General features: G+C 31.9%; 22 protein-coding genes. 10 read left to right on the top strand and 12 right to left on the bottom strand.

Annotation, left to right across the window (positions count from 1 at the left end):
* Positions 1 to 268 precede the first annotated feature (268 nt).
* Genes ptsP through H7355_RS05695 form a run of 3 tightly spaced genes read left to right on the top strand, consistent with a single transcriptional unit; the run spans position 269 to position 5,495 of the window.
* Positions 269 to 2,794 carry a phosphoenolpyruvate--protein phosphotransferase gene (ptsP, locus tag H7355_RS05705; RefSeq protein WP_186645757.1) on the top strand — a complete coding sequence of 842 codons (2,526 nt, stop codon included), beginning with the start codon at positions 269 to 271 and terminating at the stop codon, positions 2,792 to 2,794.
* Entirely contained in the window at positions 2,791 to 3,744 is a 954-nt protein-coding gene (gene pfkB / locus H7355_RS05700; protein WP_186645756.1) for a 1-phosphofructokinase, read from the top strand. Before ptsP ends, pfkB begins: the two co-directional genes overlap by 4 nt.
* Positions 3,745 to 3,767: 23 nt before the next feature.
* Positions 3,768 to 5,495 (top strand): fructose-specific PTS transporter subunit EIIC, encoded by a 1,728-nt coding sequence (locus tag H7355_RS05695; RefSeq protein WP_186645755.1) that lies wholly within the window; start codon positions 3,768 to 3,770, stop codon positions 5,493 to 5,495.
* On the opposite strand, the gene H7355_RS05690 is transcribed toward H7355_RS05695, so the two are convergent.
* Positions 5,496 to 6,194 (bottom strand): hypothetical protein, encoded by a 699-nt coding sequence (locus H7355_RS05690; protein ID WP_186645754.1) that lies wholly within the window; start codon positions 6,192 to 6,194, stop codon positions 5,496 to 5,498.
* A gap of 173 nt (positions 6,195 to 6,367) precedes the next feature.
* Between H7355_RS05690 and H7355_RS05685 the strand changes: the two genes are divergently transcribed.
* Positions 6,368 to 6,625: a hypothetical protein gene (locus H7355_RS05685; protein WP_186645753.1), complete on the top strand. Its 258-nt coding sequence runs from the start codon at positions 6,368 to 6,370 to the stop codon at positions 6,623 to 6,625.
* Between the two features lie 36 nt (positions 6,626 to 6,661).
* Here the strand turns inward: H7355_RS05685 and H7355_RS05680 are convergent, their stop codons facing one another.
* From H7355_RS05680 to H7355_RS05635, 10 genes are all read right to left on the bottom strand, one after another.
* Positions 6,662 to 7,279 (bottom strand): hypothetical protein, encoded by a 618-nt coding sequence (locus H7355_RS05680; RefSeq protein WP_186645752.1) that lies wholly within the window; start codon positions 7,277 to 7,279, stop codon positions 6,662 to 6,664.
* An 847-nt stretch (positions 7,280 to 8,126) separates the two neighbouring features.
* On the bottom strand, positions 8,127 to 8,774 hold the full coding sequence (locus H7355_RS05675) for a hypothetical protein (protein WP_186645751.1): 648 nt from the start codon (positions 8,772 to 8,774) through the stop codon (positions 8,127 to 8,129).
* A gap of 142 nt (positions 8,775 to 8,916) precedes the next feature.
* The gene (locus tag H7355_RS05670; RefSeq protein ID WP_186645750.1) at positions 8,917 to 9,567 is read right to left on the bottom strand and encodes a hypothetical protein; all 651 of its coding nucleotides are present in this window, start codon (positions 9,565 to 9,567) and stop codon (positions 8,917 to 8,919) included.
* A gap of 129 nt (positions 9,568 to 9,696) precedes the next feature.
* Positions 9,697 to 10,134 carry a hypothetical protein gene (locus H7355_RS05665; RefSeq protein ID WP_186645749.1) on the bottom strand — a complete coding sequence of 146 codons (438 nt, stop codon included), beginning with the start codon at positions 10,132 to 10,134 and terminating at the stop codon, positions 9,697 to 9,699.
* A 501-nt stretch (positions 10,135 to 10,635) separates the two neighbouring features.
* Positions 10,636 to 11,088: a hypothetical protein gene (locus H7355_RS05660; RefSeq protein WP_186645748.1), complete on the bottom strand. Its 453-nt coding sequence runs from the start codon at positions 11,086 to 11,088 to the stop codon at positions 10,636 to 10,638.
* Between the two features lie 108 nt (positions 11,089 to 11,196).
* Positions 11,197 to 12,210 carry a hypothetical protein gene (locus H7355_RS05655; protein WP_186645747.1) on the bottom strand — a complete coding sequence of 338 codons (1,014 nt, stop codon included), beginning with the start codon at positions 12,208 to 12,210 and terminating at the stop codon, positions 11,197 to 11,199.
* A 611-nt stretch (positions 12,211 to 12,821) separates the two neighbouring features.
* Positions 12,822 to 13,433, bottom strand: a complete 612-nt coding sequence (locus H7355_RS05650; protein WP_186645746.1) for an HAD family hydrolase — start codon at positions 13,431 to 13,433, stop codon at positions 12,822 to 12,824.
* Between the two features lie 55 nt (positions 13,434 to 13,488).
* On the bottom strand, positions 13,489 to 13,713 hold the full coding sequence (locus H7355_RS05645; protein WP_186645745.1) for a hypothetical protein: 225 nt from the start codon (positions 13,711 to 13,713) through the stop codon (positions 13,489 to 13,491).
* A gap of 320 nt (positions 13,714 to 14,033) precedes the next feature.
* Positions 14,034 to 14,678: a hypothetical protein gene (locus tag H7355_RS05640; RefSeq protein WP_186645744.1), complete on the bottom strand. Its 645-nt coding sequence runs from the start codon at positions 14,676 to 14,678 to the stop codon at positions 14,034 to 14,036.
* Positions 14,679 to 14,680: 2 nt separating this feature from the next.
* The gene (locus H7355_RS05635) at positions 14,681 to 15,298 is read right to left on the bottom strand and encodes a hypothetical protein (protein ID WP_186645743.1); all 618 of its coding nucleotides are present in this window, start codon (positions 15,296 to 15,298) and stop codon (positions 14,681 to 14,683) included.
* Positions 15,299 to 15,526: 228 nt separating this feature from the next.
* Between H7355_RS05635 and fni the strand changes: the two genes are divergently transcribed.
* Genes fni through H7355_RS05605 form a run of 6 tightly spaced genes read left to right on the top strand, consistent with a single transcriptional unit; the run spans position 15,527 to position 22,275 of the window.
* Positions 15,527 to 16,630 carry a type 2 isopentenyl-diphosphate Delta-isomerase gene (gene fni, locus H7355_RS05630; RefSeq protein ID WP_186645742.1) on the top strand — a complete coding sequence of 368 codons (1,104 nt, stop codon included), beginning with the start codon at positions 15,527 to 15,529 and terminating at the stop codon, positions 16,628 to 16,630.
* Positions 16,631 to 16,645: 15 nt separating this feature from the next.
* Entirely contained in the window at positions 16,646 to 17,956 is a 1,311-nt protein-coding gene (locus H7355_RS05625) for a hydroxymethylglutaryl-CoA reductase, degradative (RefSeq protein ID WP_186645741.1), read from the top strand.
* Between the two features lie 14 nt (positions 17,957 to 17,970).
* A complete protein-coding gene (locus H7355_RS05620) occupies positions 17,971 to 18,975 on the top strand; it encodes a hypothetical protein (RefSeq protein ID WP_186645740.1) in 1,005 nt (334 codons plus the stop codon).
* Complete coding sequence (mvaD, locus tag H7355_RS05615) at positions 18,972 to 20,177, top strand: diphosphomevalonate decarboxylase (protein ID WP_186645739.1); 1,206 nt, start codon at positions 18,972 to 18,974, stop codon at positions 20,175 to 20,177. The genes H7355_RS05620 and mvaD overlap by 4 nt, the downstream gene beginning before the upstream one ends.
* A 27-nt stretch (positions 20,178 to 20,204) precedes the next feature.
* On the top strand, positions 20,205 to 21,209 hold the full coding sequence (gene mvk / locus H7355_RS05610; RefSeq protein WP_186645738.1) for a mevalonate kinase: 1,005 nt from the start codon (positions 20,205 to 20,207) through the stop codon (positions 21,207 to 21,209).
* On the top strand, positions 21,190 to 22,275 hold the full coding sequence (locus H7355_RS05605; RefSeq protein ID WP_186645737.1) for a tyrosine-type recombinase/integrase: 1,086 nt from the start codon (positions 21,190 to 21,192) through the stop codon (positions 22,273 to 22,275). The genes mvk and H7355_RS05605 overlap by 20 nt, the downstream gene beginning before the upstream one ends.
* Here H7355_RS05605 and H7355_RS05600 read toward each other — a convergent pair.
* The gene (locus H7355_RS05600; RefSeq protein ID WP_186645736.1) at positions 22,268 to 23,239 is read right to left on the bottom strand and encodes an SGNH/GDSL hydrolase family protein; all 972 of its coding nucleotides are present in this window, start codon (positions 23,237 to 23,239) and stop codon (positions 22,268 to 22,270) included. The genes H7355_RS05605 and H7355_RS05600 overlap by 8 nt on opposite strands.
* Between the last annotated feature and the right edge of the window lies 1 nt (position 23,240).

Here is a 23,240-nt window from a genome sequence, read left to right as displayed (position 1 = left end):
TTATTTTTGTATAATTTTGAAATAGTTATAAGAAAAACCGCAAATTTTAACACTCTTTTTTTTAGCAAAATTTTTTGTAAGTTTTATGCAAATTCGATGAAAAATTATTTTTTTTAGGTTATGTTTCTCTTTGTTGAGGTGAGAACCTAAGCTTAATTATTAAAATTATCACTCATTCTCAAAGTAATAGCCAAGTTCAATCGATTTGCAATTTAATAAAATAAAAATATAACTTAAATTTTTAATTCTTCACTATTAAGGAGATGCTTTGAATACATGTAAAAATTTGATTGATTTAAATCTCATAAAATTAAATATGCATTTTGCCAATAAAAATGAGGCTATCATCTCTGCTGCAAAGGCTTTAGTTGATGAAAATTATGTAGATAAGAAATATGTTGAAAGTTTATTTGCCCGAGAAAAAATATCCAATACTTATCTTGGCAATGGAGTCGCTATACCTCATGGAATGTCTAATGATAGATATTTAATAAATGCTTCAGGAATATCTGTAGTCCAAATACCCAACGGAGTGGAGTGGAACTCTGGTGAAAAAGCTCAACTTATTTTTGCAATATCAGCAAAATCAGATGAGCACATTGAAATTCTTAAAAAAATAACGAGATTAATTCGTAATAAAGATAAATTAAATCATTTAATCCATACAAATGACCCACATGACTTTCTCAAAACTTTTGCATTATCAAAAGTAATAAATATTAATACTAAAGATATAACTATTAAAAGTTCGGATTTTGCTTGCTCCTATGAATTGACTCTTGATTATCCGAACGGTCTTCATGCAAGACCAGCTTCTTTATGGTTAGAGACTGCACGAAAATTTAATTCAGATATACAAATACGTTTTATAAATAATATTGCAGATTGCAAAAATTTAGTGGATCTTTTAAATTTAGGCTTGAGAAAAAATGATAAATTTACAATTTCAACAAAAGGAAGCGATGAAAAAAAAGCACTTAGTGCTCTAAAAAAAGCCATAGAGTCCATTTCTTTAGAAGAAAGTATTGCTGCACATAGAGAATTTGAAAGAGAAAAATTATTTTTAATTCATAAAATCTGGACTCCAATTGATAGTCATAATAAAATAAAAGGAATACCTGTCAGCCCTGGGTTAGTGATTGGAAATATTCATTTGTTAACTCAAAAAAATTCATCTATTCCTGATATTTTTAGCTCATATACAGATGCCAGTAACAAACTCGATCAAGCTTTTAAGCTCACACAAAATGATTTAAATCTTCTTTACCTAAACACAAAAATGAGCATTGGTGAGAGCGAGGCAAAAATTTTTAAAGCACAATCTGATTTTTTACAAGATAAAGAACTTCTTATAATGATCTGTCGATATCTAATAGGAGGTCACGGAGTTGAATGGGCGTGGCACAATGCTGTCCAAGCTATCGTTGACAAAATGAAAAGTTCATCGGACGAAATTATTGCATCTCGTGCCGCTGATTTGATTGATGTCAGATCAAGAGTATTAAAACACATTAATCCAACTTTAAATAAAGACATCATACTAAGAGAACTCAAAGATAACAGTATAATTGTCTCAACGGAATTAACTCCATCTGAAACCATCGAACTGGATCACGCAAAAGTGAAAGGTATCATTACTGTTCAGGGTGGCTCCTCGTCCCATTCTTCAATCCTTTCAAGATCTTTAGGCATTGCAGCTATCGTAGGAGCTCAAGATGTATTTCTTTTTGCTCACCATGGGCAGACAGCTATCTTAGATGGATACACTGGGCATATTTATTTTAATTTATCGGACCAAGATATTGTTTCTGCAAAGATGTGGATTGATGAAAAAAATTTACACGATAAATTAGAAGCAAATGTGTTATTAAAGCTGCCTGCAACCACTCGAGACAATCATTCTATTGAAATTGCAGCTAATATAAATGACCCAAGCACTATTGAAAAAGCACTTGCTATGGGTGCTGAAAGCATCGGTCTTATGCGCACCGAGTTTTTATTTCTTGACCGCAGTTCTCAACCAACAGAAGAAGAACAATTTAATTCATATGTGTCCATTATAGAAAAGCTAAATGGCTTACCAATTATAAAACGCTTACTTGATATAGGCGGAGATAAAAAAGTAAGCTATCTCAACTTAGATATAGAAAAAAATCCTTTTCTTGGAATGCGCGGTTCTCGTTTACTTATAAAAAGAAAAGAACTTCTTAAAACACAACTAAGAGCTCTCTATAACGCAGCAAAAAAAACAGATGGTCTTTCTATTATGTTTCCTATGATAACAACGAAAGAAGAGATTTTATTTTTGAAAGAATACTCCGAAAATATAAGAAAAGAATTAGATGCCCCCTATGTTCCACTTGGTATTATGGTAGAGGTTCCATCCATTGCACTTATTGCGAATCAAATTGCAAAATATGTTGATTTTTTTTCGATAGGTACAAATGATCTCACTCAATATACCCTTGCAATTGATCGTGAGCATCCACTCCTATCGAAGCAGGCAGATATCTATCATCCTTCAATTTTACAGCTTATTCATAAAACAGTATCAGCTGCAAAAAAACACAATAAGTGGGTCGGTGTGTGTGGAGGATTGGCGGGTGAACCTTTTGGTGCTGCTTTATTAATAGGTTTAGGAGTCAACGAAGTTTCTATGAATCCAAATGAAATAAATGCAGTGAAATCTTTTATTAGAAGAAATAATTTTTACAAATTTTCCTCCATAGCTCATCAAGCATTAAATTGTGAAAGCGCCGAAGAAGTACGTTTACTTGAAAAGGAATTTTTATGAAACAGAATGTTGTCACTGTTACTTTAAATCCAGCTATTGATCAAACAATTATTTTAAATGGTATTACATTAGGAAAAGTAAACATTGCACAAAATTTTCATAAAAGCTCTGGAGGAAAAGGAATAAATGTTGCCAGTTGTCTTGCAGACTGGGGAATCTCAGCAAATGCAACTGGCTTTTTAGGCAAGGCAAATATAAATCCTTTTGAAATCCTTTTTCAATCCAAACATATTATAGATTCCTTCATACGCTTAGAAGGAGAAACAAGGGTTAACATTAAATTGTCCGATATTTTAAAAGGAGAAACGACAGATATTAATTTAACAGGACTTAAATTGACTAACGATCATTTTCAAGAACTCCTTAAATATTTAAAAAATATTGTCAATGAAAAATCAATTGTCGTGTTGGCTGGAAGTGTGCCAGAAGGTTTAGCTGCTGACAGTTATGCGCAGATTACTAAAATTGTAAAAAAATTAGGAGCGTGGGTTTTACTTGATACAAGCGGAAAGCCACTGAAAGAATCACTCTCAGTAAAAGAAAAATATTTGCCAAATTGTATCAAACCAAATCAACATGAATTGTCGCAATTAGCACAAAAAAATTTGCTCACACAAGATGATATATTACAATTCGCTAAATCCCTTCAAGAAAAAGGCATCGAAAATGTTGTTGTTTCCCTTGGAGAAAATGGTTCTTTATTTATTAATAATAAAAATGCTCTGCATGCAGCATTGCCTCCAATTAAAGCGATCAGTTCTGTTGGCGCCGGCGATGCTCTTGTTGCAGGACTCATAGCTGGATTTCATGGAAATCTTCAATTCGAACAAATTGCTAGACTCGCTGTTGCTTTTTCAGTTGCAAAACTCGGACATATTGGTCCTCATCTACCAAATATAGGAGAAGTCAAAAAATATGAAGAAAAGGTAAAAGTAACTTTATTAAAGTGATCTATTTATAAAGGAAATAATTTATGGCAAGAATAAAAATTATAATAACGAGTCAGGAATATAGTATTCAACCATTTTTAGCTAACGATCTTTTAATACAAGCAGCTTTAAAACATAATCATACTGTTGATTCAGAAATCCATTCGAATAAAATTATACAAAAATCTTTTGCTACTGAGCCCAATTCAGAAAATACAGATATAATTATTCAAGTAGGACAGGAAATTGAAGAAAATAGATTCAATGATTTGCCTATTTATAAAACAACCTTTGAAAAAATATTCAATAATACTGAACAAGAATTATTGAATGCAGTTCATCACAAAATGAATGATAAACAAAAGAAAAAAAACGAAATCGTAAATAAGACTTTTAATATAGTCGCTGTTACTTCCTGTCCAACAGGAATTGCCCATACATTCATGGCTGCAGAAGGACTTATACAAGCAGCTAGTGAATTAGGCATGAATATTAAAGTTGAAACTCAAGGTTCTGTTGGTAAACAAAATACTTTAAATGATGCAGAAATTAAATCAGCAGATCTTGTTTTAATTTCTGCTGATACGAAAGTTGATCTCAGTCGTTTTCAAAACAAAAAAATTTTTCAGACTAATACAAAACAAGCGATTAATAATGGAGTTTTTCTTATTCAGACCGCAATCAAAGAAGCAAAATTATATTCTGAAAGTTCCACTCAAACTGAAACATTTCACGCTTCAAATAAGAATTTTGCTTTTAAACAAAATTATAAACATCTGATGACCGGTGTTTCCTATATGCTTCCTTTTGTTACCGCTGGCGGTTTGATGATAGCCTTAGCATTTGCCTTAGGTGGAATCTATGCATCAGATGAATCTTATAAAGAGTCTCTCGCTTGGGCTTTATTCCAAATTGGAGCTAAGGGAGCTTTTCCTCTTATGGTTCCAGCACTCTCTGGCTATATTGCTTATTCCATTGCCAATAGACCCGGTATTGCTCCTGGCATGATTGGCGGCATGCTCGCAGTGTATTCAGATGCTGGCTTTCTAGGAGGAATTATTTCTGGATATTTAGCAGGATACGTGACAGAATTTTTGAATCAGAAAATAAAACTCAATAAAAACTTAGAGGGTTTAAAACCAGTCATTATCCTACCCGTTCTTTCTTCACTGATTATAGGTTTGTTTATGCTTTATATTGTAGGCAAACCTGTCTCAGGACTAATGCACTTTTTAACAACAAGCTTAAATAATTTACAAGATGGAAGCGCAATTATACTCGGTCTAATCATTGGTGGAATGATGGCTTTCGATATGGGTGGCCCATTAAATAAAGCTGCTTATGCATTTTCGACAGGTTTGATTTCGAGCCAAATTTACACACCAATGGGCGCTGCAATGATAGCAGGAATGGTTCCCCCCTTAGGAGCTGCTTTAGCAACTAAACTTTTTAAGACAAAATTCAATAAAGAAGAGAGAGAAGCGGGAAACTCTACAGCACTCTTAGGCATATCATTTATAACCGAAGGTGCCATTCCCTACGCAGCTAAAGATCCGTTGAGAGTTATTCCCATATTTGTGATTGGATCCGCCATCGCAGGAGCCTTAGCCATGTACTTTAAAATCGAAATAAAAGTTCCACACGGCGGAATATTTATACTGCCCATTCCAAATGCTGTCGTCCATATAAGTGGATTTATATTTGCACTGACTGTTGGAACTGCAATAACAGCAATATTGCTAGGAATAATAAAAAAGCCAATACTGAAGTAATTATCTTTTGAGTATTCCTAATGCCGTTTGATTAGGTAACAAAACCACCTCAGGTAACATAATAGTTCCAGGATTTGTCACCGAATTGCATCCAGTTTGAGCTCTATTGCCAAGGATTGCTCCGAATTTTTTTAAACCTGAATCGACTTTTTTATTATCAAGACGAAGAATGATATTACTGTGATTTATTTTTAGATTTGCAAGCTTTGTGCCTGCTCCTAAATTACAATCATAACCTAATATGGAATCACCGACATAGTTAAAATGAGCTGCTTTTGCATTTGGTAATAGAATTGCTCCCTTGCATTCTGATGAGTGGCCAACGATGGCTCCTTCAGAAATGTAAACAGAACCTCGGATATAAGCTCCATGGCGTACGACGGCTTTTGGGCCGATAAAGGTTGGACCAGAGATATAAGCTCCCGGCTCAACAATAGCTCCTTCACAGATCACTACGGAATCACGATTTTCAATATAGGCATGTGGACTCACTTGTCCCTGAATTCTCTCTTCTAAAGGTATTTTTTGCACTATGCTTTCAACAAATTGGGTAAGAGATTTGCCCAATGCTTTCCAAGGAAATTCGACTTCAAGTAAAAAACTATTCAGTTCTTTTGCTATTTTAAGCTCATGGGCATGTTTAAGCTCAAAGAGTGCATCATTGCTGACAAATTTTGACTCGATTGTGACTCGATTCATAGTCTATCCTTTTTTTTGGGTCTTTTCTTGCGAGCAGATCTACTGCTTAAATGTATTTTTACACAAAAGCCTGAAAATCACACTCAAGAAGATTAAATTTTTTCCGAAAAAATTACAATGCTTGATTTATAAGCAAGCATTTTCATATATTCAGCTAAAAGGCGTGAATTAAAATGTTTGATAAAAATGAATTTAAAATTAATTTTAGAAAATGGTTAGATTCCAACCCAAATGCATCCTATGAAGAAGCAAAAATTTTTTGTGAATCACAAATTCCACTTCCTTCAAGGGAAAACTATACTTGGCTAGAAGAACAGTCTTTAGCTTGGTTCTTATGGAGAAAAGAAAATCAAGCAAAAGAAAACTTAAATATTCATTATTCAGAAGAAGAAATAGAAAATTTTATCGCAAAAAAAAGGATATTACTTTAATAATATCCTTTTTTTTATAATAATTAATTTAATTTATTATATACTGTACTGAAGTACAAGGGCAGTGGTAAATTGATTGAATGATAATGAAGTATCATCATCTTTATATTTCGCAGAGTGTCTATTATAAGCAACAGAACCACCTACGCTCATTGCATCTGTTAAAGGAACTGTACCAATCACAGTTGCCCCATAATAATAATGATTTTTCAATCTTGAACTGTCAGTTTTATCACTTATTTCACTAATACCAGCATAACCTAAGTTCGCTAAAGTAAAGACTTGAAGACTCGAAACTGGGTTGAATTTCACACCTGCATTTGCCTCAGCACTTGCCCAGTATATTTCTGTTTTTTCTTTTTCAATTTTATTAGCAGTATATGCGCTATGCAGACCTCCACCTATAACTGGTGTCACAATTCCTAAACTAGGCAGAGAATAAAGAGCAGAAAGACTTAATTCAGCTCCAAAATCAGCTGATGAATCCGGCTTATAAGTACCAAAAGTATCATTCTTCAATTTTAAATTTTTTGTAAATGAGTAACCAGCAGAAGCAAAAAGATCGATATTTTTTGATTCACTATTTTCTGTTTGTGCAAAAACTGAGAAAGAAACTGCTGAAGAAAGCGCACATACGACGGACTTTAAATACATTTTATACCTCATTTTTAAATTAACAAAAAACCAAATTAATAATTATATTTTACAAAAATAAAAATCAAGCGAAATATGTATATATTTTATATGAAAATTTATTTTGTCTATAAAATCAATGATTTATTTTAAATTTTTAATTTGAAAATTATTTTACAAGACTTATGAAGTTATGCATGAAGTGTATACTGATTTTAGCTGCAAATCATAATTGGCTAGACAAACGATATTTAAAATAAAACTTTTGATATTAAAAAATTTAACCAGAAAAAGCTTAAATAAATCTTTATTGTTAGATGAAAACAAAAATATTATTACGAAAAGTATATCAAATTATGAATTCTCTTTTTTTACAAAAATTATACACCTCAAGTTATTAATTATATTTACTTCAATACTATATATAAGTTTTCTTTAAATACCAAGCAAAAGAATATTGTTTTATATTTTCAATTCTTTATTTTCTATTCGTGCTTATATAGATAGAGAAGAAAATCTAAAGAGCAAAAATAATACAGCCTCTAAATAATATTTATACCTCATTTTTAAAATAACCAAATCGCATTAAAGAATTATAATTTATAAGAATTAAAATCAAGACATTTATTTATTTTTAAATTTTATTTCATAAATTCAATGATTTACAATAATTTACTTATAATGTATTTATAAAATTTACATTATTATTTATTTAAATAAAATTTATAAAATAATCTGGCTAGATAAACAATTTTTTTCTTAGTTATTATAAAATTTTTAATATAAAATTTTATAATGAGGAATTGATTATTTTAAATAAGGTTATTATTTAAAATAATAACCTTATTTAAATAATTTAAAACACCTATTATATGCTGTATTGAAGAACAAGAGAGGTGGTATATTGATTAAAAGATAGATCTTCGACGAAGATTTTATTACTAGACATTTGATGTCTATTATATGTAAAAGAACCACCAATACTCATAGTATCTGTTAAAGGCACAGTTCCAATGAGTGTTGCTCCATAATAGTAATGATTTTTGGAAGTGCTCCCAATTTCAATATTTGAAAATTCAATTGTTGTTTTAGTGTTGGATGCATAACCTAAATTTGCCAGCGCAAATAGATTTAAGTTGGCTACAGGGTTGATTTTGACCCCTGCATTCGCTTCTAGACTCGCCCATGAAATATTAAATTCAGGATCCTTCAATACGTTTTGTATTACACTTGGCAAATTAACACTTTGTGACAATTTTTTTCTAAATGCGGAGCTATGCAAACCACCACCTATGACTGGAGTCACATTTTTATAACTCGGTAAAGAGTAGAGTCCAAAGAAACCTAATTCGACTCCTGCATCTGTTGTCTTGATTGGCTCAACAATATCATTTAGATAAGAGAATCCCAAATTAGCAAAAAGATCGATATTTTTAGATACTTTACTTTCTGTTTGAGCGTAAATTGAAACAGAAACAACCGAAGAAAGAACACATGCCAAAGACTTTAAATACATTCTAAACCTCACTAAAATAACATAAAACCAATATACTGATTAAAGGTTATGGTTACAAAGATCAAGATAATTTTATAAATTATTTAATTTTTATTCTATTTTTTACTTAAAGCTTTAATTTAATTAATTTTTATTCAAATAATTATAAACTATAAATAAGAACAAGACCAGCTGTGAACTGCTTGAAAGAGGCTGGATTATAAGAATCATTCATATATGAAATCTTCATTTGCTGTTTATTTATTGACAAAGTTCCACCCATACCAACAGTGTCCGTTAAAGGCATAAGTGTTATTGCTGTGACACCATAGTAATAATGATCTTTAACTTTAGCATTGCTAGAATATTTATTTGCTATATTTTCAATACAAGTGGCACCCGCAAAACCAAAATTTGCTAATGTATATAACTTAATTTCAGATGCAATATTAAATTTCAAACCGGCATTTGCTTCAAGACTTATCCAACCAATAACATATCTGCCATTAAAATTATTTTCGTTTATTTTTTTTGATGAGTGCACTCCATGAAGTCCTGCTCCTAAAATAGGAGTGATAAAACCTCCTATTTCTGGAAATGTATACAAACCCGAAAAATTGAATTCACTGCCAACTCTAACCTGTGAGCCATTTGTTGATTGAATTTTTTTTAAAGAATCACTAAAGTTATTTAAAAAACTAAATCCTATACTGCCTATGAGATCAATATGCTTCGGAGCAGTCGATTCATTTTTCGCATAAATAGACGAAGAAGATATCGAAAATAAAAAATAAATTAAGAATTTAAGAGACATTTAAACCTCTGCCAAGTATATAAATAGCGCCAGAGATCTAAATATCTATATCTATCTTAAAAAGCAAGCAATAGATTATTTCTAAAGCTTAAAACAAAATAGAGTTATATAAAATATGCATTTTACTTTTTAATATATTATACTTGGAATATTTGCACAGTAATTATTAGCAGCTGGAATCGTTTTACTTTCAATAAGTGATATGGAATCAGAATATTGATATTGAGGATTAACAGATGCGCCCCACATTTCAATTTTAGCATTCTCATTTTTATCAATTTTAAAATAATACTCAGTCAGCACAGGGATAATAATTGGCCAGCTCAATACTGAAATACAAAAAGTTTCATTTATATTTTTATTTTTTATTGTATAATTCCCTCCAGCACCGAGGAGAGGAGAACAATTTTTTCTTGCAGTCGTTGGAGTGCTAAAATCGATATGACATATCTGCGCTAAAAAAGCTGTTCCAAAAATGAAATTTATATCAGTATCCATAGCCCGTGCATTTGGATTAACATAAAAAGTAACAAAAGTAGATAGAATCAATAAAGCATTTTTTATCATATAATTTCCTCTATATAGTGCTTTCAGAAAAACTTGATTTTTCAGTCATATATTTAATACTAATACAAATTAAAATCAAGATATTAATGTATATTATTCTTTTTGAGATCGACTCCCTTGTCATGATATTAATATTTTTTTTAATTAATTAAAGCTCTAAATCCTTTAATATTATATACTTATAATTATTAAGAATATTTATTCACCATTAAATAATTCGTTTTAATAAGAAATATTATAAATATTTAATTAGATTTTCTAAATTTATATTTTGAATAATAATTAAATATAAAGAATTAAAATTTCATTTATTTTAATATTATTCATGTAAAATAAATTCTTTTAAAATTTGATATCAGTTAATTATTTATTATTTTAGACATGAATCATTGAAGATATGCAACCCCGAGTTCTTTTAGGGCAGCTTTTAAACTTTCTGTGTCCGTAAATTGGATCGCATTTATTCCTAAATCACGAGAGGCAAGGCAATTCTCAAAATTGTCATCTATAAAGACTAAGAGAAAATTTATAAGTTTTAATTTCAGATTGAATAGTTTGCGGTCTGCCATGAATGAGAATACCTCCCCTTGTTCTATAAAATGAACCTACCATTATATAGCTAAACTCTATATTTTCACTTGTTATTTGATAGCATTGCGTTTTTTCTGAAAATATATCACGACACTCTAATCTTCTTAAACCGCTTATTATATTTATGATAATTGGAGAATAATAATCACTAAAAAATCCTTTATGATTCTCGATTGATTTTTGAGTAAAGTCTGCGTATATAAAATCGCCAATACTTAAATCTCTTAGATCTTTATTAGAATAGATTGTTATTTCGGAATCTTTTATTCTCCGCTCTCCTTCTTCACGGGTCTTATTCTCTTTACATGAGACCAATGAAAAAATAGTAGTATTTACTATAAATAATTTTAAAATATATCCCATTAAAAATCTCCTAATTTTTTTTAACAAAAACTGAGGGGAATTAACAGTCTTTAATTCCCCTTTTTCTAAATATAAATTATTTTTTGTAAAAATTAATTTTAATAAATATTATCTCCTCCAACCAAAAAATCTTCTTATTTCATTATTAACTCTTTTCACTCCTTTCTCAGCATGTTGATAGCCAAGACTATTGGCTACATTTTCTACAATTCTTTTTGCCTCATTTTTAATTTTAACAATATCTGACATTGATAAAGGGATTGTTAAATCAGGGACTAACCCATGAATTCCTAAATTTCTTAAAGTATCATTTATGTCGTTAACTCCATAACCTAAGATTGAATTAATCGTTTCACCACCCAATTTATTTAAATTATATACCTCACTTAAAACAGGAACTTTGTAATTAAGATGTTCAGAGCCACTTACTAAAGTATCGAAAAATGAATCTAGAGTATTAAATTTAACAATTGACCCAGTAATCACAGTTTTAGGGTAAATTCCAACAGCTAAATAACTATAATCATTTAAACGCATACTATTAAATTCATAAAAGTCAGCAGTTCTTATTGTGCCATCGCTATCTGCATAAATTGCTTTATCAGCTGACTCTATCCAACCAATTACTGTTACCCAGTGCAAATTCAATCCTGATTTTTTCAGCAGAACAATTGCAGGTCTCTTATTAATCAAGACTTCTCGCTTAATAGCGGATGTACTATAATCACGCCAGACTTCTGCTTTTACATCTTGTGTTGTGAGAATACCTTTTTTAATTTTTGAAGCGACTCTTTCAGCGACATAAAAATTGATACCTTGCTGCAATCTGTTTGGAGACAATCCAAGTTCATTGCCAATTTCGAAAGCACTACCAACTCCATTCCCCCACATTTTTTGCGAATAATGTATTTTAAATGTCCTGTATCCAACTCCATGTCCAAAGGCATTGAGGAATTTTGTCCCAGCATATGCTCCACAGCTCCAATCGTCACTTTGCGAGCCAATGTATGAATCAGAATATGGGATAATCCAACCTTTATCAGCTTCATTGTATCTATAATTCCAAGCATATGCATTTAACGAAAGAAGAGCCAAAGTGGCTGCTATAATTTTTAATTTCATATTCTCTCCTATTATTTTCTATTAATTAAAATATAATTTTGGAACTTATAATATAGAAATATTGCATTAAATAATACAAATACTGACATTAAACTTTTATTTTTTATAATTATATTTAATTTATCTTATTATATTTTTAAACATTTATTTGCTTTCAATTTATTGCTGAAAGCGATTTAAAATATTTCATTCAATAAATAAATAATCAAATAAATAGTAAAAATTAAATTTAAAGTTTTACTATTTATTTTTATATTAACACATGAAAACAAATTTCTAGGATAAATTTATTTTTACTTATCTTCGCATCAAATTAACCATAACCTATATTTTATTTTGACTCATCTACACATAAAATCTTCTAAAGCTAAAATGCTTTTTATTTTCAGGAAATATCATCCAAGAATATTTTAATTGTAAACTTCACAATCAAGCCATTTTGTCATAGAAAAATAATTGAATTAAAAGTTGATAGAAATTATATAGTAAGTGCCACAATCAACCTTATTTTTATCCATAAAAATTCCGGAAAATACCTGTTAATTAAAGCACTATTTAAATTATTTATATAATCTATTGATTGAATTATAAATATAATAATTTAAAAAATTTTAATTCACTAATTTCACTCCAAGTTCTTTTAGGGCAGCTTTTAAACTTTCTGTGTCCGTAAATTGGATCGCATTTATTCCTAAATCACGAGAGGCAAGGCAATTCTCAAAATTGTCATCTATAAAGACTGTTTCACTCGCTTGAAGATTGTTACGCTTTAAACACAAATGATAAATATCGGGTTCTGGTTTTATAAGTCCTTCTCTACCAGAAACAACTATATCTTTAAATATTCTGAAAAATTCATGTTTATAATATACGTAGGGAAAGGTCTCACCCGACCAATTCGTGAGTCCGTAAAGGTTGTAACCTTTCCTTTCCAATATTTGTAAGAGTTCCACGTTATCGGTTATGATGTTACCGAGCATTTTGTGCCAATGGGTTTTCCAAAACATAATAGGTTCTTGGTAGTGTGGGAATCTATCCACAAGAGTTTTGATGGCTATGTCAAACGAAAGGCCTCTATCCATTTCTCGATTGAGAATTTTGATTCCTGTTTCTTGGTAAAAAGTTTCTGTGGCTTTTTTGCTCTTAAAATAAGATAAATATAAGTTATCAGGCTCCCATTCAATTAACACACCACCAAAATCGAATATTATATTTTTAATCATTTTATTTTCGCTCCTGTTATTAAAATTATAGACTGTTTAAGAGAATAGAGTACCATCAATTACTTTCTTTCAAATTTTCATTTAAAAAGCATTCAATCATTTGATAAGATCTTTTTAGCACGAAAGTATTTGCAAGGTCTTTAAAATACGGACTCAATCCAAACGCATCGGGATAAATAACGAGTACTTGATCGATCTCTGTGCATTCCTGATGCACCAGATAACCTCGAAAAGAAATTTTTTCATAATCAGAATAATATTGGCAGTCTAATTTTATCATTTTTCGACTTTTCCTTTATACCAAAGTTGGTACTTTCTTATGAGGATTTATTTTGACAAACACATCTTTAAATAGTATTTACAAAAAAACCCTTAAAGTAAAATTAAATTACATTTGACAAGCGTTTATAAAAATATATTTTTATAAACGCTTGTCAATCAAAAAATTAAAAATTTTTTAATGTTCTGCTAATATCATCCTAGTGTAATTTGATTATTTCTTATAAAGAAATTAAGTTGATTATTTATAAATTAAATTAAAAAGATTAAAATTATTATTTTTTTTATACACACAAATATATAAAATTATCTGCAAAAGCACTAAGCTCTTAAAATCATTTTTCTCAAATCTGTTAAATAATGGCAGGCTTGCTTATCAGGAATTGCGAAATTAAAATGAGTGGAATCCCATTCCTTTGCAAAAGCTTGGCGTAAGTGCTTAAAAGCGAGAGCTTCAGCATCCACATACAAAGGATTTTTATTTTCTTTAAATCGTTTACCCTGAAAAACTTCATCACAGATTTGATGTAAGTTCTGCCAGTTCCTTTCAATTTTATGCAGATTATTTTCAAAATTCCAATGCATTAAACATAAAAAGCGATCGATTTCACCCAAAGTCTCAATTTCAAGTTTACTTAAATTCGATTTTGCTAAAACAGAGTCGGTGATCAATTTAAAATGACTCGTTTCTTCTGCAACTACAGCTAAAGAGTTGAGAGAAATAATACTCTCATTTTCAAATTCCTGATAGATTTTATGACCAAATTGAATACCGATAAAAAACTCATCATTCTCTATATTTTCTTCAAAAAGAATTTGTCCACTATAGGCATCAATATCTTCGCTTGGAAATAACACGAATTCTTCTATATTCTCTTCACTTTTTAAGCCATAATAACGCGCTAATATATTTAATGATACTTTACAGCCTTGTGCAATTTTTTTATTTGGCTTAAGAGAAGACATCTTTATTGAACCTTCCGCGAATTGATCTTAATTGGATGAACACCGCGGGCTAAAAGTTCTTTTTCAAGTTTTGCACTGGCAGTGTTTAACCAGGCATCGTAAATGCTTAAAGTCGATCTTATTTGATCTTGGTGAGTTGTTTGCTCAGATATATCCAATAAAATTTCAACTGCTTTCGTAAAGCTTTTACTCATCTCTTGATAAATTTGCGACATAGTTTCTTGATAGGTATTTTTACCTTTAAGCAGATGAGATAATTCGCCGTAAGCTGATTCACCCATATTCACATAATATTTAATATCAAAACTTTTTCGATTAAAATACTCTTGGAAAAATCCGGAAAAATAAAGGGCTGTGTCAGCGAGTTTTTTATATAAAGCAATCTTCTCAACATGTGAGCTTTCAAGAGCTTTTTTTAATATAAGGACAAGACAATTTTCACTGTCTTCACTTTCATTCATCCTAACTTGTTCGCACAATAAGTTAACAATGTAAAATTCGACATTTTCAGTCAACCTAAGTCTTTGTCTTTCCTGAGCTTCTACTACTTTTTCATGAAAGAACTGCACTGCATTGCTCTCGTTCATCCAAATTGGGTTTTCAATTGATTTGGGAGCCATTAATGCCTCCAATACGCTAATTTTACAAATATTTTAATAAATCATAAAATAAACTGACCTATTAGTCAATTTTGTCTCTCTGTAAATATATCGACATACAGGACAAAATTTTAAAGTCTTTTTTGCTATTGTTTATTCTTGATTGTAGCTAATTGTATGTTAAGTCATTGAAAGGTAAATTTGTTTACCTGCTGTGGCTTTCTCCCCTATATTATGGAGCATTTTACTTTGCCGCATATAAAAAACCATAAGCATTCAAAATTACTTTCTAATATCGAAGACACTCCCGAACTCATGGTGAGCCGGAAAAACGATCATATTCGTATTTGTAAAACGGAAAATATTGAATCCGATGGTGAACCCTTCTCCCAGTTTCATTTTATCCCAGAAGCATTGCCTGAAATTGACTTTAATGACCTCGATTTAACTCAAAATTTTCTTAATAAATCGTTTGCTATGCCACTCCTTGTGACTGGTATGACGGGTGGTGTGGACAAGGGGCAAGAGATCAATGAGGCCATTGCTCTAGCTGCTGAAAAATTCAATATTCCGATGGGACTCGGCTCCCAAAAAATGCTGATAAAAGATACTAAATTTAAAAAGCTTTTTGATGTGAGAAAAGTGGCCCCAAATCTTTTTGTTATTGGTAATATAGGGGCTGTAAGTCTAAATTATGGCATAACTCTTGAAGACATTAAAAGATTAGTTGATGATCTTGAACTTGGAGCATTTGCGATTCATCTCAATGCTTTGCAAGAGTGTATCCAACCTGAGGGCGAAAGAAATTTTTCAAAGTTGCTCACAAAGATCGAAAAAATTGCCAGAAGCCTTCACGTTCCCGTTATAATAAAAGAAGTTGGTTCTGGTATATCGTCTGAAACTTATCAGAAACTTGTTTCTGCAGGGGTCGCAGCTGTAGATGTTGGAGGAAAAGGTGGAACAAGTTGGAGCGCAATTGAAGGTCTGAGATCGGACAAAGAAGGACAGAGGCTTGGCGATTTATTTAAAAATTGGGGAATGTCGACCGATGATTCTCTGCTCTGTTGCTCTAGACTGAAAAACGATCTTCAATACAATGTCCCATTGATTGCAACAGGGGGCATTCGCAATGGTCTGCAGGTTGCAAAAGCGGTTGCACTAGGAGCCTCAATGGTTGGTGTTGGTTTGCCTTTATTTAAGGCCGCTGTATCTCCTCTTGCTGGTGAAACTCCTTTGGAATCGGTAGAAAGAGAGCTTAATTTTTTTAGAAAATCTCTTTCTATAACCATGTTTTGTGCGGGAGCTCTTAATTTAACTCAGTTAAATTCTCGCATAGTTCAGAAAGTTCCATAAGAAAAGGTAACAACAATGGTAAAAGACGCACAACAAATCGTAGCAAGAACCACAACTAAGCAAACGGATGTCAATGCTAAGCCTATTATTCATCAAGGCATGCCTTCTTCGAGCCGCATCCCAAATTTTGCCCAAATGAATTCTAAGTCCCGCGCTCAAGCAATGGTTTCGCGCAATATCATAAGCTCGGATGAAGCTCATTATTTAAATAATTCTGGAGCTCTCAATATTGAACAAGCTGAAAAGTTTATTGAAAATTGTATTGGTGGTTACACATTGCCACTTGGGATTGCGACAAACTTTCTCATCGATGGGGAAGAGGTGTTTATACCAATGGCCGTTGAAGAATCGAGCGTTGTTGCTGCTGCAAGCTATGGAGCAAAACTTGCACGCACCGGAGGAGGTTTTATTTCTGAGCCGACTGAAACAATAGCCACATGCCAAATTCAATTTTTTGCTTCCCCATCAGAAAATATATTTGCACTTTTTGACTCAAGTGTTCAAGAAAGAATTATTGAAGCAGCACAAAAATGCCATCCTCGACTTATTTCTCGAGGAGGAGGGGTCAAAAGTGTTGAATTGAGAGCTCTTTCTAAACCTGGCTACTATGTTGTGCATGTGAACGTCGATACCTGTGAAGCTATGGGTGCAAATATCGTAAATTCAATTGCTGAAGAAGTGGGACGCTTATTACCTGAAGTTATCCCTTGTGCAGTTGGTTCTAAAATTCTCACAAATTTAACCACCCATAGAATCACAAAAGTCAAATGTGAAATTGATATGAATGCGCTTGAAAGAGATGGATACTCTGGAGAAGAAGCAGCAAGACGCATTTGCTCGGTTTGGGAGTTTGCCGATCTCGATCCCTTTCGTGCTGCCACGCATAACAAAGGTGTTATGAATGGTATAGATCCAATCGTCATTGCAACTGGTAATGATTGGCGTGCCGTAGAGGCTGGATGCCATGCATACGCTTCATTGTCGGGAGTGTATAAACCTCTAACAAAGTGGTTTATTAATGAAAACAACCGACTACAAGGTGAAATTGCCGTTCCTATTGCTGTGGGCACTGTAGGTGGTGTGACCACGTTGCATCCTTCAGCGGCTGCATGCTTAAAATTAATGGGTTCACCCTCTTCAGCAAAACTATCATCTATCATTGCAAGCGTCGGCTTAGCGCAAAATTTATCAGCGATTCGTGCACTCGGGTGTGAAGGCATTCAGAAAGGGCATATGGCATTGCATGAAAAAAATCTAGAAATGATGAGAAAATACGACCATTTCCCAAGCATATCTGTGGTTGAAACAGATAACGCGCAAAAGTAAAGAAAACTTTAGAAATGCCTCAAATAAGTTTTTATGTCCCTGCAAAAGCCATGCTTTTTGGTGAATACGGCGTATTGTATTCAGGAAGAGCTATTGCTCTGACTTTCTATCAACATACATTTCACATAGATATACACTTGCAACCAACTCAATCTGATGGAAAAGTTACTGTAAAAAGCTCATTTTTTACAGAAAATCCTCTTGAATTTAAATTAACCGAGAGCCTAAATTCCAAAGATAACCGTGATCTTAATTTTTTTAAGAACCTACTTTTCCCGTGGAAGCAGAATTTACAAAATAAAGACTTACAAATTGAAATTAAAAATTCATTTAATCCTGACCTTGGATTTGGCAGTTCTTCAGCACTCATCGCTGGAATATCAAAGGGGCTTTGGCTACTGTTATTTAACGAAAAAGATTTCATGAATAACGAAGAGTTTTGGAAAGCTGTTCGAGAATCCTTAAATTGTATTCAAGGTTCGGGAAGCTGTTATGATGTTGCAGTTCAACTTGCAGCAAGCCAAGAAAATATACCGTTTGATAAAACTCAACTTTGGCTTTTTCAAAACCGCCAAGAAAGCTCGATTCCTATTATTGAAAACTTTACGCTGTCTGACAGCATTGAAAACTATGGTTTTTTTATAAAAACACGTGTGTACTCTGACACCTCAAAAATAGTAAAAGGCTTTCAGTCACAAGAAAATAGGGAAAAGCATGCTTCTGAACATGCTTTGCTTGCAGATAAATTTATAGAAGATTCTTCACTTTTGAATACAATCTACTTGATGAAAATGTCGCTTGAAATTGCTCAAAGACAAAATCTTTTACCTAGAAACAATTTGAATTTAAATATACTTCTCGACAAATTAAATGATATGCAAATACCCTATAAAACAATGGGTGCTGGGCATGGTGATTGCCTCTGGGTTTTATATGATAAAAATAAATTCATAAAGGATTTTAAGATAAACGATTCTGATATCCCTTTTGCATTTACTACAAATGGACAAGCCAAATGAAAAATAATATTATAACAGATATACCTTCTAAACTTACATTAATTCAAGAAAAATTATGTCAGTTAAAAATAGCAGGGAAATTTGAAATTCAAAATGGTGATGAGGGTTATTCAACTGCACCAAGTAATATTGCACTCATAAAATATTGGGGTAAAAATTTAAATAGAAAACAAATCCCAGACAATTCAAGTTTAAGCTACACCTTAGGCGGATTTCGGTCCTTTACTAAAGTAACAACTCAGGGTCGTTTCCTTCCCGAAACTAATGAAAAAACAATTTCAATTAAAAATAAATTGTTTTTAAATAACAAAGATATTGAAGTACCAATTCCAGAAAAAATGGATATTCTCATTCGATCTATTTTCAATAATTTCGCTGATGAAATTACTTTGAAAATAGAAAGCATAAATAATTTTCCCACAGCTTGCGGTATTGCTTCGAGTGCATCGGGTTATGCTGCACTTGTTGGTGCCATTGCCGATCTTCTCCAGCTCAAAAAACATCTTAGAACAGAAGAACTACATATTTGGCTTACAGAGTGGGCTCGCTTAGGCAGTGGATCTGCTACACGCAGTGCTATTCAAAGTTCTGAAGAATCTTTCATTAAATGGGAATTAGAAAATAACTCTAATGAAAACTTTACTGAAACATCTGAAATGATTTTTCATCCCAAATGGAAACAGGTTGAACATTGCGTTTTTGTCCTAAATGAAAATGAAAAAAAGATTTCAAGTTCAGATGGCCATAAGTCAGCTTCCACTTCTCCTTTTCACAATATAAGGGTTGCCGGAGTTACTAAAAAAATCGCACGAATGACCAAAGCATTAAAAGAGTTTGATTTTGAAACTGTTCAGCAAATCAGTGAAGAAGATGCATTTGCGATGCATGCAGTCATGCAAACAGGAAATCCAAAAGCTTGTTACCTTGATGAAGAGACCAGCAAAGCCATAGCACTTTTTATTCAAATGCGAGACATAAATGAAATTTTGGCGTTTTGGACATTAGATGCCGGACCAAATATACACATCTTATTCTATAAAGATGCTAAAGAAATCCTGAGAGATTATCATGCTAAATTACAAGAACTATTGAATAGAGAGATTAAAGTCTTCAAAAATGTATATCGAGGAGGACTTCTCATCGGAAAAAATGAATATTATAATATTCTTGATAAAGAACTACTTAAAAGCAGTTTAAATTGATTTTATTTTTTTGTTTTAGGGATACATATGATTTTTTTAACTCAAATCGATTTAACTGCAACTGCATCTGGGAAAGCTATTTTAATTGGTGAGCATTCTGTTGTGTATGGTCACAAAGCCATAGCGCTCGCGCTGCCTGACGTAAAGCTCAACATCACTTTATTCAGCCCTGAGAAATCAAGTGAAGTGACCGATTGGGACAATGCTTGGTATACAAATGTAAGAGGAGATGCATTTATTCCAGAAGAGAGAGTTACTAAACTCTTGAATAAAGCTTTTTCTAAAGCACTTATGCTTTGTGGTGTGACAGATTCTCTCCAATTGCATCGCCCTCAGAAAATTCTCATTGATTCTGATATTCCACTGGGCGGAGGAATGGGAGGCAGCGCTGCGATCAGCACGTGTTTGTTAAAAATAGCAAATCAAATATTTAACTTAGCAAATAAAACAAAACTAGAAATGAGTTTTCAGCAACAAATTCAATATGCAAATGAAATAGATTGCTTATTTCATTTTGGCAAAGCAAGTGGCCTAGATGCTTCGACAGTTGCAAGCAATGGTATGATTGAATTCACAAAAGGCGAATTGCCTAAATACATTCATAATAAAAAAGAATTTTGGCTGGCCCTTGTTGACACAAAAGAACGTGGTGAAACTGCAAATATGGTAAAAAATGTAGCTGAGAAACTCAATTCCCAACCATTACAAACTGAAAATGCACTCAATCAACTTGGAGCATTGGCAGAAAAATCAATTGTTGCCTTAAATACAGGCAAACTAAATCAGTTAGCTGATTGTTTGAATTTAGCCCAAGTATATTTATGCGAAATGGGTGTCTCAACTGAAAAAATTGAAAGTATTATTCAAAAATTCAAATCAAATGGTGCTCTCGCAGCGAAATTGACAGGTGCAGGTGGCGGTGGAATGGTCTTGGGTATATTTGAAAATTATCCGGAAAATTTATACTCTTGCTTTGAGAAAGATTCTCTTTTTATCACGCGAGTCCCTCAATATGTCGAAAGATCAACTTGATAATTCTTTATCCAAAGTCACCATTAATTCTGTTGCAAAAGAATCATTTCAACAAGAATTGCTCAATAATACAAAAAGTGCTCTAAGCCTTTGGGCACAAAAGCCTTTAACACAAAATATCCATGATGCAATTTTACATTTTATAATGAGCTTTCACAGTCCACACACCCAGAGAAGCTACTTAAATGATTTAAAAAATTTTATTTCTTTTACAGAATATCTAAACTTTAAATGCGAAAATCTTAATGATATTACAGAAAATATACTTATTTTATGGCATGAACACTTAAATTCACAAAAAAAATTATCGCAAAAAAGTATTCGAAGAAAACTTGTCACACTCTCTTCATTTTTAGAATTTAATATCAATCGAAATTTAATAATCGAAAATCCAATGAAATTTATAAATTTACCTAAAATTAAAGATGAAAGTAAAACAAATGCTTTTACAGAAGAGGAATCAAAAAAGATAATAGCTCACTTAAAAGAAGACTTACAAAAAATAATGCCAGATAAAATAAAGAATTTAAGAAAATATAAGACAGCTTATTTAAAATATACTTTAATCAGTACTATGTTTGCAATTGGCATGCGCGTGAATGAACTTTGCGAAATTAAAATTGGTGATCTAGAATTTAATAATGAATTCAGCAGAGTTCATTTAAGAACAAAAGGGAACAAACAGCATTTCGTTTTTCTTCATGAAAAAATATCATTAATTATTCAGAACTATATAAAAGACATTCGAACTTTTGCAAAAGAAAATGATTATCTATTTATAAGAGCACAAGAAGTAAAAAAAGATACAAAATTAAGTCAATCAGCTATTTATTATATGATAAATTCTATTGCCCAAAAAATTGGTATTGAAAAAAAAGTTAGTCCACACAGTTGCCGAGCAACACTTGCTACAGTTCTCCACAAAAAAGGAGTGCCCATCGCAAATATTCAAAAAATACTTAATCACAACAGCATATCAACAACAGCTATTTATATAAAAAAAGCAGATGAATTACAGGAATCAGCTGCTACTAAAATCAATATTCCAAATTTTAAATCTAAATAGAATTGCATTTTTTTAAATCATTTTCATTTGGCATTTTTACAAGAGCTTCTTTTGCTAATAACATTTGGATTTCATAGGCCGCTATGCAGTGCACTCGCGTTGTAGGATGAACCAAATCCCAAAACAAATAATCACGTGGATTTTGACAAGCAACATTTGGATTTGCTGGAGTGCTGGGAACGCCTAAATAACATGCTTTTTCTGAATTTTTAATGTTGTATTGATTTGGATTTAACCTAATTTTTTCTAATAACTCTTTAGCATCGAAATATATAAGTTTGAATTCTTTGATTTTCTTATTTTCATTCAGCCTTAGAACGCGTGTTTTAACAGCTAAATTCTCTGTGCGTGAAATGAGAGACAACATAAAGCTTAATTTTCTGTACTCCTCAACTTCATTATTTAAGGCAATCTTGCCCAAATCAGGTAAATTCGCGACAAGAATATTTAATGCTCCATTGTCTTTTAGTAAACGAATGGAATTGACAACATCAAATGATAAATTCCAAAGTGATTTTATAGATTCAATTGGCTTATCAAAATCTAAAGTAAAAATATTATTTGACCCAGCCCAAACAACGAATAAAGTGTTTGCAGGATTCACGCCACCACTTTTTAATTTTGGAATATAGTTTTCGACCTGCGTTAAAAGCGGAATTGCAAAAGGATAGCGTGCGTTTATTCCTGAGGTCATTGCTCCTAAAAAAGCAAAATCAATGAGTTTTGCATCTATTGATTTTGCAAAATATTCTGACCAAACAAACCCATTCGTAGCACGTCCATTAAAGTAAGGTGGCAAAGGCATACGATTGGCAGAAGAAGCTGAAGCTTGAAAGTAATTGCCATTATCTGAAAGACTGTCACCAAATATTATAACTTCTTTTATCGTATTTTTTCTTTCTTGAGCAAAAGAAATGGAACAGAAAAAAGTCGTAACAATAAAAACAATCCCTTTTTTTAGCATA

This window comes from Fluviispira vulneris (genome assembly GCF_014281055.1).
Lineage (GTDB): Bacteria > Bdellovibrionota_B > Oligoflexia > Silvanigrellales > Silvanigrellaceae > Silvanigrella > Silvanigrella vulneris.
The sequence above is the reverse complement of the archived record's forward strand: the minus strand, read 5'-3'. Positions and strand labels throughout refer to the sequence as shown.

Bases quoted from the DNA above. Each gene is read 5' to 3' on its own strand.
- pfkB (WP_186645756.1), top strand. From the start codon at position 2,791: ATGAAACAGAATGTTGTCACTGTTACTTTAAATCCAGCTATTGATCAA.
- H7355_RS05695 (WP_186645755.1), top strand. From the start codon at position 3,768: ATGGCAAGAATAAAAATTATAATAACGAGTCAGGAATATAGTATTCAA.
- H7355_RS05690 (WP_186645754.1), bottom strand. From the start codon at position 6,194: ATGAATCGAGTCACAATCGAGTCAAAATTTGTCAGCAATGATGCACTC.
- H7355_RS05685 (WP_186645753.1), top strand. From the start codon at position 6,368: ATGTTTGATAAAAATGAATTTAAAATTAATTTTAGAAAATGGTTAGAT.
- H7355_RS05680 (WP_186645752.1), bottom strand. From the start codon at position 7,279: ATGTATTTAAAGTCCGTCGTATGTGCGCTTTCTTCAGCAGTTTCTTTC.
- H7355_RS05675 (WP_186645751.1), bottom strand. From the start codon at position 8,774: ATGTATTTAAAGTCTTTGGCATGTGTTCTTTCTTCGGTTGTTTCTGTT.
- H7355_RS05670 (WP_186645750.1), bottom strand. From the start codon at position 9,567: ATGTCTCTTAAATTCTTAATTTATTTTTTATTTTCGATATCTTCTTCG.
- H7355_RS05665 (WP_186645749.1), bottom strand. From the start codon at position 10,134: ATGATAAAAAATGCTTTATTGATTCTATCTACTTTTGTTACTTTTTAT.
- H7355_RS05660 (WP_186645748.1), bottom strand. From the start codon at position 11,088: ATGGGATATATTTTAAAATTATTTATAGTAAATACTACTATTTTTTCA.
- H7355_RS05655 (WP_186645747.1), bottom strand. From the start codon at position 12,210: ATGAAATTAAAAATTATAGCAGCCACTTTGGCTCTTCTTTCGTTAAAT.
- H7355_RS05650 (WP_186645746.1), bottom strand. From the start codon at position 13,433: ATGATTAAAAATATAATATTCGATTTTGGTGGTGTGTTAATTGAATGG.
- H7355_RS05645 (WP_186645745.1), bottom strand. From the start codon at position 13,713: ATGATAAAATTAGACTGCCAATATTATTCTGATTATGAAAAAATTTCT.
- H7355_RS05640 (WP_186645744.1), bottom strand. From the start codon at position 14,678: ATGTCTTCTCTTAAGCCAAATAAAAAAATTGCACAAGGCTGTAAAGTA.
- H7355_RS05635 (WP_186645743.1), bottom strand. From the start codon at position 15,298: ATGGCTCCCAAATCAATTGAAAACCCAATTTGGATGAACGAGAGCAAT.
- H7355_RS05625 (WP_186645741.1), top strand. From the start codon at position 16,646: ATGGTAAAAGACGCACAACAAATCGTAGCAAGAACCACAACTAAGCAA.
- H7355_RS05620 (WP_186645740.1), top strand. From the start codon at position 17,971: ATGCCTCAAATAAGTTTTTATGTCCCTGCAAAAGCCATGCTTTTTGGT.
- mvaD (WP_186645739.1), top strand. From the start codon at position 18,972: ATGAAAAATAATATTATAACAGATATACCTTCTAAACTTACATTAATT.
- mvk (WP_186645738.1), top strand. From the start codon at position 20,205: ATGATTTTTTTAACTCAAATCGATTTAACTGCAACTGCATCTGGGAAA.
- H7355_RS05605 (WP_186645737.1), top strand. From the start codon at position 21,190: ATGTCGAAAGATCAACTTGATAATTCTTTATCCAAAGTCACCATTAAT.
- H7355_RS05600 (WP_186645736.1), bottom strand. From the start codon at position 23,239: ATGCTAAAAAAAGGGATTGTTTTTATTGTTACGACTTTTTTCTGTTCC.